The following is a 13,325-nucleotide window of genomic DNA, read 5'->3' as shown; positions in this document are numbered from 1 at the left end:
CGCTTATTAGTTCTTTAGGGGTACACAGCTTAACGTGATATAACCGCGTGGCCTTTTTGTGATAAGACTATTGCTATCACCACTCCTCAGACAGGTGTCGAAATGGATCATCTTTTTGAAACACGTTTTTCTGAGCTTCTCGTCACGTATGGTGAGAAGATCGCACTCGCGATCATCTGCCTTATTGTCGGCAAGATCGTCATCAATCTCATCATCGGTGCTGTAGGCAGGGTCAAATACTTCAACAATGTTGATCAGACAGCAAAGGGCTACATCAATTCATTCCTGAAGATTGGTCTTTGGGTCGTTCTGCTGATCATTGTGATTCAGATCCTTGGTGTTCCGATGGCGTCCGTCATCACAGTACTTGCATCCGCAGGTCTTGCTATCGGTCTTGCTCTGCAGGGGGCGCTTTCCAACATTGCGGGCGGTGTCATGCTGATGATCTTCCGTCCGTTCAGTGTGGGGGATTATGTTCAGGCATCCGGCGTTGAAGGGACAGTTCGGGATATCACGCTTTTCTATACCACGCTGATTTCCCCTGACAACAAGCGAATCACAATCCCGAATTCGCAGGTCATGAACACTACGGTCACCAATCTTTCGAGCGAAAAACTTCGCCGTGTCGATCTCGACTTCAGCGTTGCCAAAGACGAGACCCCTGAGAAAATTCAGTCCCTCATGCTAGAAGCCATTGCGAAAACCAATAAGGTTCTCCAGGATCCGGCGCCGTTTGCCCGTCTTACCGGAGGAAACGACAAGGGCATGAACTTCCAGGCCCGCGCCTGGTGCAAGAGTTCTGACTATTGGGACGTCTATTTCGACCTCACGCAGAACATCACCGAGGCTATGGGGGAAAATGACGTCAAGGCCCCTGCGGCTCGTGTGATTCAGGCTTAAACCACAAGTCTCTTTCCATAAGAAAAAGCGCAGACCGTTCTTACGAACGTCTGCGCTTCTTTTTGCCTTATCCTGATCAGCGTTTCTGGCTGTCGCGGTAATCGGCCAGGAATTTCTCAATCCCCTTATCGGTCAGTGGATGAACCAGCATCGCCCGAAGCACCTTTGTCGGAATCGTCGCAATATCGCACCCGGCGAGCATCACCGCGTTCACGTGCCCGAGCGAGCGGATGCTTGCCGCAATGACTTCCGTCTTGATATCAAAATTACGGAAGACGTCCACAATATCGGCAACCAGCTGCACGCCGTCTTCACCGATATCATCAAGCCGTCCAACAAAGGGTGAAACGTAAGCTGCACCCGCACGGGCCGCAAGAAGAGCCTGAGGAAGGCTGAAGATCAGAGTGACATTCACACGGATGCCTTCTGACGACAGCACCTTCACCGCTTTAAGTCCTTCGGCAGTGCAAGGAATCTTGATCACGACATTCTCAGCGATCTTGACGAGCTTATGCGCTTCTTCGAGCATGCCCGCGCAGTCAAGACTGATCACTTCCGCCGATACCGGCCCTGGAATCAGGCTGCAGATCTCAGGAATCACATCCGCCTGGGAACGGCCGGATTTCGCAATCAGAGAGGGATTGGTTGTTACACCGTAAACGATCCCCATATCGGCAAATTCGCGGATCTCATCCACGTTAGCCGTGTCCATAAAAATCTTCATGCATATCCCCTTTGTTTTCCGCCTGCCTCTTGAGGACAGGCGTTATTGCTTAAATAATGCCGATCCTGAAGAGGAGTTTCAACTTAAGACAAGGGGATTTTGCGTGATTCAGCCTGACTATTGACCTTGGGCATCCCGGACTGGTTAAAAGCCTTACAGATTGACCCAGCCTTCTCCTGGAGGAAGCGGCGTTCCGTCCTCGGCTTTGGGGCCATCTGCTTTCGGTGTTCCACCGCCCAGCAGATAGGCACCCGCCATCTGCTGCCACTTCATGAATTCGTCTGGCGGAATGCTCACATCCCGGCCAAGCGCAATCTCCCGGAGAGATTCGTGGGGATTCGCTGTTTTCATGACCGCCTGAGCCGCGGGATCCGTGCCATCCGCAAGATCAACTGCATACCAGACCCGTGACACATCGTACTTCAGGGACCAGCTGGGGATCAGGAATTCCACATTCAGCACAAGACTTGGATCCGGTGTCCTCTCAGTCTCCAGATCATCCTCTCCTGTTGTATGACAGGAAAACAGCACCCGATGACCGCCATCCCCGGATTCCACTGTCCAGCTTTCCGTATTCTTCTTGCAGTACTGATACTGATTCAGGGCATCACCGATTCTGAAAGTTCTGCCATCTTCGAAACTGATTTTCCCGTTCTGGACATAACTGAGCCAGAGCATCCCTGTGCATCCGGCGAGGAGCAGCGCTGAGAGTGCCGCTGCCGCAGCCCTGAACGCTTTCTGACTAAACTTCATTCAGACCATCCTTATCAGCCGTCTTTCCGGCGACTGTTTTCAATCTAATATCCGGCCTCACGCTCCCGGATTTCACGATAAAGCGATTCATTTACTGGAACAGGGACACCTAGATCGTGCCCTTTCTTCACCACAGTTCCGGCAAATGACTCCACTTCCGAGAGCCGATGAGCGAGACCATCCTGCCGCATTGAAGGCATACCTTCAGGAGCCAGAGTGTCAATCAGTCCTACATAAAAACTGAGATCTTTCTCTGTTACTGCGACGCCGCTCTTCAGGGCGATCTGCATAGCTTCCCGCATCGCTCCGATCATCCGATCGCGAGCGGGGCCAGGCTTCTGAACAACAGCATAGCCGCCTTCCTCAACCATGCAGAGCTGATTGACACCGACATTCAGCATCCATTTGGCCCAGATCCGGTGAAGAATATCCGGATCCCGCTCAAAGGGCACGTCACAGCGGGTCAGCAGCTCGCAGAGCATTTCCAGATCAGGAAGACGCTCCTGATCCCCCGCGGGCAGTCCCACACAAAGCGTCCCAGGGTGCGAATACTTCAGATCAGGGCCGATCTTTGTGGCATCCATACCTTGAGCGACTGTATACAGAACATGTCTGCCGCCGAGCTTTTCCGAAATTATCTCTTCGCTCGTAATGCCATTCAGCAGCGAAATGATGATGGTATCGGGTCCGGCAAACTGCTTCGCAAGACCAATCGCGCTTTCCAGACCGGTTGCCTTAGTCGCAAAAATCAGCAGATCAGGAGCCGGCGCGTCCTTGGCTTCCATCATCCGGAACGGGCATTTCTCACCATTGCAGGTAACACCGACCGAATTGAAGCGCCGCACCCGAGCGGCATCAGCGACAAAGAAAAGGTTTTCATAGCCAATTCTCCGGCCGATCAGATGTCCGTACAGGATACCGAGGGCACCCATCCCGATAATAGCAACGCTTCCAATAGTCTTCATGGCCGCATCCCCGAATTACCCGGCAAACCGGGAACTCTTTTTCACCTCACTGTCGACCTCCGCGCCGAGCTTCCGGAGTTCAGCAATGATCCGTTCGCGCTTCAGGCGCTTTGCTTCCGCCGCATCGCTGTCAACGCGGAGTGTCTTTGTGAAAGTCTCCGCCTTGGACTGAACCTCAGTCACGAGATCCGCCGGTTTTTCGGTCTCGTGTGACTTTTCTTCAGCAGAGGGTCTCACGCCTTTCTCGGCCAGCTGCGACATCAGCCACCAGAGTCCCGACTCCGGGTCACGGCTCCAGGCTCCACCCCGGACACGGACAAACTGCCAGCCGGCACGCTCCAGAATCGTCTGGCATTCCATCCTTGCGATAACCGCATTGGGGATCGGAGTTCCTGCGTCACCATCGCATTCAACGATGACTTTCTTCCCGTTCTCTTCGACTACCAGGTCGAGGTCAAAAGCTCCTATCCGGTACCCCTTGTGAACGGTGAACCCCTTCTCTTCAAGGCCATCAGCCACTTCAGAGGCAAGCTCAGAAATCAACCCGCTATCCTCCTCGCGGCATCCGTTTTTCTCAAGATCCGACAGATAGTCAAAGAACGTCTTGCGGATATCACCTTCCTGCAGCTGAGTCGCCGGATCAAAGGAGTACACCGCCCAGATCTGATCCCGGGCGCGCGACACGGCAACGTTCCAGCGTTTCTTCATACCGTCGTCGCTTCCCGCGCCTTCACGCCGCAAAGGTTTGTCTCCGTCAGGAGAATCGACGAGTGACAGGAAAATGACATCGCGTTCATCCCCCTGGAAATCAGGGGAAAGGCCGCAGAGAATTCTCCGGCTCTGGATTACTTCCGGCCCCAGTGCCTTATAAAGCAGATCATTGATCAGCTGTATCTGAGCTCCTGTCTTGCCGGATCGCATGACGATTACACCAAAGGTCTTGCCGTCGTAGGCCTTTTCTCCGATACAGGCCTTAATCCTTCCAACAATGGCCTCAGCCTCCGCCTTGTTCGCATCGTTCTGTTCACGGACACCATTCACCCGGCAGCGGACAATCGCCGGCACAAGGTTAGTAGAAGCCGCATCACGGAGCGGAAGAATAAGGCCGTTATAGGAGAGCTGATTCGAGTAGCCGATGATCGGCGGGACGCTTCTGAAATGCTCACGGAGCATCAGCGGGTCGTAAGCGGTCCGGGCGAGATCATAGAGAGAAGACTGTGCCTGGTAGATCGGCCAGTTCGCAATCTTTCCCTCAATGTACTGACGGGACAGCGCGTTGACAGCCATGTCACCGACACCGACCGCCGCCGGCGACACCTGTCTGTCATCCCCCGCGATCACCGCACGGTTGGCGAGGAAGAGAAGCGGCATCGACACAATGTCAGACTGGCTCGCTTCATCCAGCACGATAACGTCAAACTTCCAGGTACCGTCGAACATGGCAAGAGCCCGTTCGGCCGGCATAATCCAGCAAGGAACCGCCTGCGCGCAGGAGGACATAAGGTCCCGGGCCTGGGCTCGCAGCGTTTCAACATTCCGTCCATTCCCGCGGCCAATTCTCGCCGCAATCTGTGCCCAGCCCTGCAGTTTCTGCATAAGAGCACGGTTCTCCCGCATGCGTTCAGACAAAGCAAGCCAGGCGCGATCCACAGCGAGTGTCACAGTCTGACGCCTCAGCGTAGAGGAAAGTTCCTCGGCCTTTTTCTGCTCATCCGCCATGCTGGTGGAGAGATAAGACTCAAAGCTGGAATCCAGAAGCTTCCAGTCCCAGGCCTCAATTGCGTGTTTCGGACACGAAGTTGAGCGGCGCTCAGCAATTGCCCGGGCCCAGGCCGGAGCACCTGAAGCGAGCCTTTGAAGCAGCTCACTGCGTGCGTCAATCTGAGGTCTGAGTTCCCTGAGTGTCTCACGGTCTTCCCAGGCCTTCTGATAGGCCTCAGGACTCTCATCGAGAGCGGCTGACAGCCTGACCGCAAGTTTTGATCCCTTCTGAATGGCGGGTTTCAGGCTTTCCCGGACAGAGCGGACATAATCCCGGAGTTCGGTGAGCCGATCCATGACCCGATCAAGGGCTGCCGCTGGACGGAGAAGCTCCTCAACACTGCGCGCCAGGGCGCCGCAGCTTTCCACGGGACCAACGCCGGTTCCACCCGTGATCAGAGCGGGATTGATTCCCAGCACTTCCGCCTTACGGAGCAGCGGCTCAGCCCAGCCGGTCCACCAGGAAAGGGCCTTTTCAAGCCGCGGTACATAACGCAGCCTCACCTGCTCCTCGGGGTGATCCGTTCCAAGAGACTCAAATGCCGGGCCGCCTTCCTTCTGCACGAGATCGTTCCAGAGCTTCATGGCCGCCGCACGGGCTTCTTCCAGATCGAGCCTGAGAAGCACCGAGGCGTAATCATGATCCGTGCTCGGCACGTGTCCATTCACGAGTGATCCGCCAAGGGCCGCAAGACGCGTTTTCTGGGTCAGCTTGGTAAGAAACCCAGGCTCACCGGAAATCCGGTTCTCCCGGAAATAGTTCAAGGCCTCACGGAGAGCCGGACGGTCTGCGTCCGGACGGATCTCAACCGCAAACTCATCCATCTGCCCGATTTCTTTCTCCGCGAGTTCAGAGGCTGCCTGAACAGCAGCCAGCAGTTTTTCCCAACGGGCTTTGATAGCACCGCCGGCCGCACCGGCCGCGCGCGCTGAGGCTACCCAGGGTTCAGGAATGCCGACAGTCCGATCCTTTTCCAGCCAATCAGACAGCATGGCGACAGGGCCGCCCGGTTTTTCAGGCGCCTCAATCGCGAGGTCACCGGCCACATAGCGGAAAATTCTCTGTCCGCCCTGACCGCCGCGCGCTTCAACCCGAACCGTCGAATGACGGACAAAATCCCGGAGTTCAGAGGCCTCTGCGGCAAGATGCGCCTGTTCCTCAGGCTGGGGCAGTGTATCTGTCTCCAGCATGCCGGAAAGCGATTCGGTCTCCACTTCACGCGTCACAACACCCGAAAGGCTGTAGAGCGTCCGGAGTTCCTCCTCGGTCAGCGGGAAAGGCCCGGTTGGCGTATCTCTGCCGGGAAGCACAGCTTCCAGCGCTTCATTCTCATGGAGCCACGTGCCGATTTCTGTTGGCGTCCAGCTCCGTCCTCCGATTTCCTGCTTTTCAGACTCAGCGTTGAGACGGCTGTAGAGCCTTGAACGGGACTCCTGCAGAGCCTTGAACGTTCTGTCCCGGGCCGCGGTCTCAGCCTCAATCTTCCGTTCGAGCTCCTCCGGTCTGACCAGAGAAAGCTTTTCTGTCAGTGCCTGAACGGTCGCGAGGACGTCATCCTCTTCGCTCGAGAAGGAAATACAGAGATCCTGCATTTCAGCCGGCAGCATCGATTTGATAACCCGGAGCGCTTTTTCCTTCTGAGAAGAAATAAGCACTGTCTTTCCGCAGGAAAGGAAATCTCCGATCAGGTTCGCGATCGTATGGGTTTTACCTGTTCCCGGAGGTCCCATGACAAGAACGGCGTCACGATTACGGATTTCCCGGGCGACCTCCAGCTGTTCGCGGTTAGCAGGCTTCGTGAGAAGAATTGAAGCATCTTCCCCGCCCGCGGCTGCCAGACGGTCTTCCAGAGTTTCAGACGGCTTGGCGGGAGCCGTATCGTCCCGCTCCTCCACACCGCTCACCAGATCGATCAGATGCTGCGGAATCTTTTCACCCGCATCAATCTCACGGATGATCCGATCGGAGGCTTCCGCCATGCCGGAAACGCGTTCTTCTATCCAGAAAACCGGATCCTCATAGAAACCAAAATGAACTCGGTCATCAAACTCCGGCGGTTTTCCGCTGTCAGACCAGCGGCTTTCAGGAGAAATCGTTGCCGCGAGTTTTTGGAAAGAAGCCCGCACGGGCTGCGTGTCAAACGGATGCACATTGGTGCTCTCGACGTCCTCACGCGTTGCCTGGCAGAGTTCAAGCCTGAAACCATCGTCCTGGAATCCGGAAAGCAGTTCTGACTCAAACCGTGCCGGTTCAGAAAGATCCACCTCTACCCGGATCGTCACGCGGTTCTCATCCACAATCAGCCGGAAACGGATCGGGCGCGTAAGCACCGGATGACGTGCGGCGAGGTGTGCGTCGTCGCTGGCGAAGGAAATAGATCCCGCCTTGGCAATCAGCCTGAGATTGCTGTCCTCCACCTCGCGGCTCTTCTGATAGAGCATCTGGAAGAGATCAAGAGACTTTGAAACGGCCTCCCAGTGAAGAAGCCAGTCCTTTCTCGCCCCGCCCCAGTCGAGCCAGGCCTCCCCGAATTTTTCATCCGAAGCGGCGCGTTCAATCAGTTCGCTTCCCGGTTCCCACTCCGGTTTTTCCCATCCTTCACCCACTGCCTCCCGAAGCAGCGCCGGGGGCTCCGGGCAATGCGGAAGCTGGAGCTGCTCAACTGACAGCAGCAGATTCGGCTCCCGGGATTCCGGTGTCCATTTTTTGACCCCCGGAAGCTTTGGATCAATGGATGAAAACTTCAGGAACCAGGGATGGCGATCAAGCCAGATGATGTTTTCCCGGCGAACTCTGCCCAATTCCCGGGCAAAACCGAAAAGCGCTTTTGCCTGGGCCGCCTGCCGCCCTCTTTTCTCAATCGATACTTCCTGCATAATCCATCCACCCAGAGAAAACGGCTGCCCAGAAGCGGGAAGCCTGCCGGAGAACTACGTTTGAAACATCATATCAGGACGCCAAAGCCCGGAGAAAAGGCTCTCCGAGAGGCGCACTTACTGCTGCTGCGGGCCAGGGGAAACAGCTTCATTGATGTTTTTCGAAGACTGTGCGGACCGCATAGGCCGATCGAAATCGAATGACATCTGCTCGCTGTTATCACCTGACACTGAGGACTTCGTCTGGACTCTGACCTCTTCGGCTTCATCCTCCTCATCATCCTCCCAGACATCAGGCTCATCGTTTCCCGGCACATAAGTCCCATACCTGCCCTTATACCGGGTAAAGGCTTCCTGGACTTCCCGCTCCTGCTCCCGAAAGCGGTCATCACGGCCAAGAATCACATTGCCTGAGTCGTCCGGTACCCAGGTAACGCCTGGTACGGCGGCTATCCTGCTTTTCCTGTCCTGAGTCGGAAGGGGATCCGGGCTGTAGGCAATCGGTGCCCGGCGTTCACCGGGCTGAAGCGTTTCAAAACTCTTCAGCTCATTGCCGGAATGCCGGGAGGGAGACACAGTCTCTGCCTGCCGCGTTTCCGGTATCAGCGTCTCTTTCTCCCTCTCAGGGACCTCGGCGGGTATAGCAGTGTTTTCAGCGGGAGACGGAGCGCCGCGGCTGAAAAGCGCAGCCGCTTTCCGGATCAGACTGCGGACCCACTCCATCAGCTCTCTCCCTTGGCCGCGGAGGATGCAACATCCGTCTGCGTTTCTGCGGCAAGCGGACCGGACACACTCTGCTCAGACGTCTGAGCGCTCCTCTGCTCCTCCAGTTCGGGGATACCAGGGGCGTAGCCTGGCGCAATCGATTCCTGGACAAACTTCCAGCACTCCGGGTCCCGCCCCCATTCAGAAATGGGTTTGCCCAAAGAGGAAAGTCTGAGTGTCGCGTTAATCTCTTTCGCCCAGGCTTCCAGCTGAGCCAGAAACTCAGGGGACAGCGATTGCTGCTCCCAAAGCCTCCTGAGCCGAAGCTTTCCTGCAAGCCTTCGGGAGGCGATAGCGACCGTGTAGGCGGTGATAACGAGACTGCTGCCCGAGAATTCCTTTTTCGCGATCTTCTGACATTCACGGAAAATCACGGCTACCGCGACAATATCCTTCCATGTCCCGGGGGTGAGCTTCAGCTGGTCAGCCCCTCCCTGATCATCCAGCGCCTTCATAAAAAGCGCGTAATTTTTCTGCGGGGAAAGACAGACGAGCTCCGGGCGCCCGAACCAGGCATTCATGATCTTTGCGAGGTCAAGCTTAGTAATACGGTTCGAAGGTGGAATCAGCTGTTTTCTATGCTTTCTTTCGGCCGGCGTTCTCTCCTTCGCAAGCATCGTGCGGTACGACCCTGTAGTGCGCTCATAGAACCACTGATGCTCTCCATCGGGGCACCAGGTCGTCCTGGCCAGGTGCTCAAGTCCCAGGTGGAAAGGCGAAGAGGACGAAAGATCCGAGGCCCGGACATTATTCTGCGTATTCGCGAAACGGGCGATATCCGTCAGAAACGCGTCTGCGTGGTCTCCAATCTCAGGCTTCAGCACAATAATCTTTGCCGGAATCCGGATATGTGACAGATCGAGAGTCCGGTCACGGCGCTTGCCGAAGAAAAGGGTCGCCGAAGTCTGCCCGCCATTCACGATTTTGATGCCCGCAAGCACCTTGATTCCGGTTGTGCCGATTGAAGTCCGCGAAAGCTGCAGCTGCTCAGCCACAATCACGATCCCGTTATTAAAGGCGAGAAAATCCTCGGGATGCTCCTTGAGCGTCGTGAACATTCCCTTATTCACCTTCGACTGAATCGAAAGATAGGATCGGACATTCGCTTCGAGCAGCCGGGCATCGTATTTTTCATAAAGAGAACGGAGCACTTCGCCTGGGAGCAGGCAGAGCGCCGTGTCATACGGTGCCTTTTCGTCAGAATAAAAAACGCAGGGAAGCGCCTCTCCGCATTCACGGGAAAAATCAACGTTGATTGGGTCGCCCTTTTCGCCCTCAAGCGCCATGCGTGACAGACGAAGCAGGTCTACGACTTCGAGCGTGACAAGCTTCCCGGCAATTTCCTGAGGCTTATAGCGGGCGTTCTTCACAAGACCGTTTGTCACAATCCAGATTCGGATCTGATCGAGTCCCTTCCAGCATGACTCGACGAGTGCAGCAAAAGCGGCTGCCCGGCCGCCTGAAGGGATTTCGTTCGTCAGCGTCCCATCCACACAGGCTCTCAGAAACAGCAGACACTGGGATGCCGCCCGCTGCGCTTCATCCGCCTTGACCTCAAACACTTCACTTGACGACTCATAGAGCGTCACAAAGACATCCATCCGGTCAAGGTCATCCGACACCGCGTAGGCCGATACCCGGGCCACAGCGCCGTTCACCGTGCCCTGGAAAGGGCAGAGCTCAGGTTCCGCCGCGAGAAGCCCCATCTCTGACATCAGCCGCGAGACCTGTTCAGTAAAGGCGCCCTCCAATTCCGTATAGGCCGTTTCCAGATCGGCGTTGACCGCTATGGCCTTCACTTCGCTCTGAAGTTCAGTGAAATACTGCTGCAGCACGGTATCAGCCGCCATCATGCGTCGCCCTCCCATCTGGTGTCTCACGCGGTGTGTGCCGGATTGCCCGGCACTGCGCTTTCATAGGGTAATCCTACAGGAAGAAAAAGAAAACTTTCCACATTTCAGACCAGGACCGAGAGGAAATTTGCCTTGTTTTTCCGCTCTGTATTTTTTATTCTGTACTACAAAATATCACTCATCCTCCCAAAGGATTAGAATCTTCGGAGGTTACTGGTTACAGCCTGTTACATGCGGAAGGTTACCGGATGAGCATATTGTCCGGAGCCAGTCCGGCCTCAGGCCGAGCCCTGCTCCGGAGGTATCTCTTTATGCTTGACGCGTTTTTGCATGCTCTCTCCGCGGTTTTTGTTCTCGTCTGCGTAGCGGGTCTCGGCTGGTATTCATCGGCCAAGGGCTGGTATGACGAAGCGGGAAAGAGACTCGTATCCAAGATTGTCGGTCTCGCGATCCCTTTCTTTCTCTTCTATTCGATCACCTCAAAATTCACTCACGCGCAGCTGCTGGAACTGCTCCGCATCTCGGGGCTTCCTTTCATGGCATTCGCGGTCTACATCGTCACGTCCTGGCTGATCTGCAAAGCGGGACTGGTGAGAGATGAATGGCACGGCACCTTTATCGCTGAATTTTCCGGCTCCTCTTTGCTTTTCGTCGGCATTCCGGTGACCTACGCCATGTTCGGAGACCGGGGCATCCCGTACCTGCTCGTCTACTTCTTCGCAAATGTGATATTTGTCTGGACCATTGGGCTCTATAACGTGCAGCTTGACGGGGTTCGGCATACCGGAAAACCAGCCCCAAAGTTCTTTTCCAGGCAAAGCCTGAAAATGATCTTTACAAAACCTCTAATCGGTTTTCTGATCGGCGTTCTCTGCGTAGCGATTGACCTCAAGATCCCGCAGCCCATTTCGCTCGCCACACGGCTGATCGGCCAGATCTGCTCACCTCTCGCTCTCATTTTTATCGGTATCACGGTGCAGCAGATCGGTTTTGCCCGCTTCAAACATCTCCCGCGTGAAACCTGGATCATTCTTTTCGGCTGCAATGTCTATAAGCCGCTCGTGATGTTCCTGATCTCCCAGCTTCTTGTTATGGATCCAATGATGCGGCAGATCCTGATTCTCTCCTCCGTTATGCCGGTAAGCCCGATGCTCGGGGTTCTGGCAAAGCTTCATGACGGACCGGCTGATTTCGCCTCTGCCACAGTTGGGGTAACGGTAGCCGCACTCACTTTCACACTTCCTGTCATCATGGTGCTCGTGAGTTTCGTGAAATAGTTTCCGACGCCTCACCTTTCTTTTCTTGGAAGGTGAGGTTCTTTATCTCTTAATAGGTATTATCAATTAGTTCTAAAGTGGATTACTATTATCCGCGATACATCACAATTGATCGGCTGAGTCACTAAAAAGCCGGCGTCTTTGAGGTGAAGTTCAATTATTGATCTACACCTCCCTTCAATCAAGAAAACCACCGCAAATACATCGGAGATTCATAAATGAAAATCGTCAGTGTGGACATAATTGACGTTAAGAATCCGCTTCAATCCGCTGTTGCCAAGTGGCGACCCGTCGTCGTTCGTATCAATACGGACGAAGGCATTTCCGGCTTCGGCGAAGTCGGTCTTGCCTATGGCGTAGGCGCATCTGCCGGTTTCGGCATGGCTCAGGATTTCGCGAAGCTGCTTATCGGGCTCGACCCGATGAGGAATGAATTCATTTGGGACAAGCTCCAGAAGAAAACCTTCTGGGGTCAGGGCGGCGGCACGGTCGTTTCTGCCGGTATGTCGGCAATCGACGTAGCGCTTTGGGACATCAAGGGCAAGGCTCTCGGCGTTCCCTGCTATCAGCTCCTCGGCGGCAAGTGCCGCGATGAGCTTCGGACGTATGCCTCGCAGCTGCAGTTTGGCTGGGGCAACGCCGAAAAGAAAGACATTCTCGTCACTCCCGCTCAGTACGCCGCGGCAGCCGAAAAGGCGCTCGAGCAGGGGTATGACTGCATCAAGGTTGACGTGAACGAAATCGACCTCGAGGGGTATGCGAAGCGCCGCAATCTTTACGGCTGCTTTGCGGGCCGCGATCTCCGCGTGGGCTATGACCGCCTGAAGGCAATCCGCGAAGCGGTCGGTGATCAGATTGACATCATCGTTGAGGCTCACGCCCTGACGGATACCACGTCCGCCATCGAGTTCGGCCGCATGATCGAGGAATTCCGGATCTCCGCCTACGAGGAACCGGTAATGAGCCTCAACCCGATGCAGCTGAAGGAAGTGCACGACAACGTGAATATTCCTATCGCTGCGGGTGAACGCGTCTTCACGCGCTGGGGATTCCGCCCGTTCTTCGAGAATCACATCATTGATCTGATCCAGCCGGACCTCGGTACCTGCGGCGGCTTCACTGAAGGCAAGAAGATCTGCGATATGGGCCACATCTATGACACGACCGCACAGATTCACGTCTGCGGCGGTCCGATCATGACGGCCGCGTCCCTGCAGCTCGAGGCCGCAATCCCGAACTTCGCGATCCACGAACTGCACCGCTATGCGCTGCTCGAAGGCAACCGCCGGACCTGCAAGTATGACTACATGCCCGTCAACGGCAAGTATCAGATTCCGGATCTGCCCGGCATTGGCCAGGAACTGACTGACGAGTGCATCGCCGAGTCTCCCAAGGTCACCGTGAAGTAAGTCTCAGGGCTTTCTTCTGTCAAACCGATGGAAGGGAATTT

General features: G+C 55.4%; 9 protein-coding genes. 3 read left to right on the top strand and 6 right to left on the bottom strand.

Annotated features, from left to right (window positions below; translation table 11 throughout):
- The first annotated feature begins 102 nt into the window (after nucleotides 1–102).
- Nucleotides 103–900 (top strand): mechanosensitive ion channel family protein, encoded by a 798-nt coding sequence (locus M4NBBH2_RS06120; protein WP_116270128.1) that lies wholly within the window; start codon nucleotides 103–105, stop codon nucleotides 898–900.
- A gap of 76 nt (nucleotides 901–976) precedes the next feature.
- Here the strand turns inward: M4NBBH2_RS06120 and fsa are convergent, their stop codons facing one another.
- From fsa to M4NBBH2_RS06090, 6 genes are all read right to left on the bottom strand, one after another.
- On the bottom strand, nucleotides 977–1,624 hold the full coding sequence (fsa, locus tag M4NBBH2_RS06115; protein WP_022442883.1) for a fructose-6-phosphate aldolase: 648 nt from the start codon (nucleotides 1,622–1,624) through the stop codon (nucleotides 977–979).
- Between the two features lie 153 nt (nucleotides 1,625–1,777).
- Nucleotides 1,778–2,377, bottom strand: coding sequence for a hypothetical protein (locus tag M4NBBH2_RS06110; RefSeq protein WP_116270127.1), 600 nt, complete (start codon nucleotides 2,375–2,377; stop codon nucleotides 1,778–1,780).
- Nucleotides 2,378–2,421: 44 nt separating this feature from the next.
- Nucleotides 2,422–3,342, bottom strand: coding sequence for a ketopantoate reductase family protein (locus M4NBBH2_RS06105; RefSeq protein ID WP_116270126.1), 921 nt, complete (start codon nucleotides 3,340–3,342; stop codon nucleotides 2,422–2,424).
- Nucleotides 3,343–3,357: 15 nt separating this feature from the next.
- Nucleotides 3,358–7,980 (bottom strand): PDDEXK-like endonuclease domain-containing protein, encoded by a 4,623-nt coding sequence (locus M4NBBH2_RS06100; RefSeq protein WP_116270125.1) that lies wholly within the window; start codon nucleotides 7,978–7,980, stop codon nucleotides 3,358–3,360.
- Between the two features lie 117 nt (nucleotides 7,981–8,097).
- A complete protein-coding gene (locus tag M4NBBH2_RS06095; protein ID WP_116270124.1) occupies nucleotides 8,098–8,703 on the bottom strand; it encodes a hypothetical protein in 606 nt (201 codons plus the stop codon).
- Nucleotides 8,703–10,598 carry an AIPR family protein gene (locus tag M4NBBH2_RS06090; protein ID WP_160117765.1) on the bottom strand — a complete coding sequence of 632 codons (1,896 nt, stop codon included), beginning with the start codon at nucleotides 10,596–10,598 and terminating at the stop codon, nucleotides 8,703–8,705. The genes M4NBBH2_RS06095 and M4NBBH2_RS06090 overlap by 1 nt, the downstream gene beginning before the upstream one ends.
- 311 nt (nucleotides 10,599–10,909) lie before the next feature.
- Here M4NBBH2_RS06090 and M4NBBH2_RS06085 point away from each other — a divergent pair, with 311 nt between their 5' ends.
- Nucleotides 10,910–11,875, top strand: a complete 966-nt coding sequence (locus M4NBBH2_RS06085; protein ID WP_170135109.1) for an AEC family transporter — start codon at nucleotides 10,910–10,912, stop codon at nucleotides 11,873–11,875.
- Nucleotides 11,876–12,093: 218 nt separating this feature from the next.
- Complete coding sequence (locus tag M4NBBH2_RS06080; RefSeq protein ID WP_022442681.1) at nucleotides 12,094–13,284, top strand: mandelate racemase/muconate lactonizing enzyme family protein; 1,191 nt, start codon at nucleotides 12,094–12,096, stop codon at nucleotides 13,282–13,284.
- The last annotated feature ends 41 nt before the right edge of the window (nucleotides 13,285–13,325 follow it).

The organism is Mesosutterella multiformis (assembly GCF_003402575.1).
Classification (GTDB): Bacteria; Pseudomonadota; Gammaproteobacteria; order Burkholderiales; family Burkholderiaceae_F; genus Mesosutterella; species Mesosutterella multiformis.
The sequence above is the reverse complement of the archived record's forward strand: the minus strand, read 5'-3'. Positions and strand labels throughout refer to the sequence as shown.

Coding starts and splice junctions, on each gene's coding strand:
- M4NBBH2_RS06100 (WP_116270125.1), bottom strand. CDS start 7,980: ATGCAGGAAGTATCGATTGAGAAAAGAGGGCGGCAGGCGGCCCAGGCA.
- M4NBBH2_RS06090 (WP_160117765.1), bottom strand. CDS start 10,598: ATGATGGCGGCTGATACCGTGCTGCAGCAGTATTTCACTGAACTTCAG.
- fsa (WP_022442883.1), bottom strand. CDS start 1,624: ATGAAGATTTTTATGGACACGGCTAACGTGGATGAGATCCGCGAATTT.
- M4NBBH2_RS06095 (WP_116270124.1), bottom strand. CDS start 8,703: ATGGAGTGGGTCCGCAGTCTGATCCGGAAAGCGGCTGCGCTTTTCAGC.
- M4NBBH2_RS06105 (WP_116270126.1), bottom strand. CDS start 3,342: ATGAAGACTATTGGAAGCGTTGCTATTATCGGGATGGGTGCCCTCGGT.
- M4NBBH2_RS06085 (WP_170135109.1), top strand. CDS start 10,910: ATGCTTGACGCGTTTTTGCATGCTCTCTCCGCGGTTTTTGTTCTCGTC.
- M4NBBH2_RS06120 (WP_116270128.1), top strand. CDS start 103: ATGGATCATCTTTTTGAAACACGTTTTTCTGAGCTTCTCGTCACGTAT.
- M4NBBH2_RS06080 (WP_022442681.1), top strand. CDS start 12,094: ATGAAAATCGTCAGTGTGGACATAATTGACGTTAAGAATCCGCTTCAA.
- M4NBBH2_RS06110 (WP_116270127.1), bottom strand. CDS start 2,377: ATGAAGTTTAGTCAGAAAGCGTTCAGGGCTGCGGCAGCGGCACTCTCA.